At 51.6% G+C, this 921-nt stretch carries 1 protein-coding gene; it reads left to right on the forward strand.

From position 1 onward, the window contains the following. Positions 1-169: 169 nt before the first annotated feature. Positions 170-921: CDF family zinc transporter ZitB (gene zitB / locus AACS05_RS24815; RefSeq protein WP_045438207.1), on the forward strand; the 752-nt coding region annotated here is incomplete at its 3' end.

Genomic DNA, 921 nt, shown 5'->3' on the forward strand with positions numbered 1-921 from the left:
CCGGTGATGGCATCAATAATGATGTCGATACCAAAACCGACGGTACCACGCAGTAACCCTGCAAAATAGCCAATAATGGGAGAGCGGAGTCTCTCCCTTTTAATTTTTCACTTCTAAAAGCAGTATGATGTCATAAAGTTAAGTGAGAATAATTAAGGGATGACTCGTCATGGCGCACTCACACTCACACACGTCCTCACACCTGCCAGAAGATAATAATGCTCGTCGCTTGTTGTATGCTTTCGGCGTGACTGCCGGGTTTATGCTGGTAGAAGTCGTTGGTGGTTTTCTTTCTGGTTCTCTGGCATTGCTGGCCGATGCGGGTCATATGTTGACCGATACTGCCGCCCTGCTTTTCGCCCTACTCGCCGTGCAATTTTCACGTCGTCCTCCCACCATTCGCCACACTTTCGGTTGGCTAAGACTGACCACGCTCGCGGCGTTTGTGAATGCCATAGCCCTCGTGGTAATTACCATTTTGATTGTCTGGGAGGCGATAGAACGCTTCCGCACGCCGCGTCCGGTCGAGGGCGGCATGATGATGGCAATTGCCGTGGCTGGGTTGCTGGCAAATATACTTTCTTTCTGGTTACTTCATCACGGCAGCGAAGAGAAAAACCTCAACGTACGAGCAGCGGCACTGCATGTGCTCGGGGACCTGCTGGGTTCGGTTGGGGCTATTATTGCCGCGTTGATTATTATCTGGACTGGCTGGACACCTGCTGACCCCATTCTCTCGATACTGGTGTCGCTTCTGGTTCTGCGTAGCGCGTGGCGACTGTTGAAAGATAGCGTGAATGAATTACTTGAAGGTGCACCGGTATCGCTGGATATCGCTGAACTGAAGCGTCGTATGTGCCGGGAAATCCCGGAAGTCCGCAATGTGCACCATGTACATGTATGGATGGTAGGCGAGAAGCC

Source organism: Citrobacter sp. S-77, from assembly GCF_963864895.1.
Taxonomy (GTDB): Bacteria; Pseudomonadota; Gammaproteobacteria; order Enterobacterales; family Enterobacteriaceae; genus Citrobacter; species Citrobacter murliniae.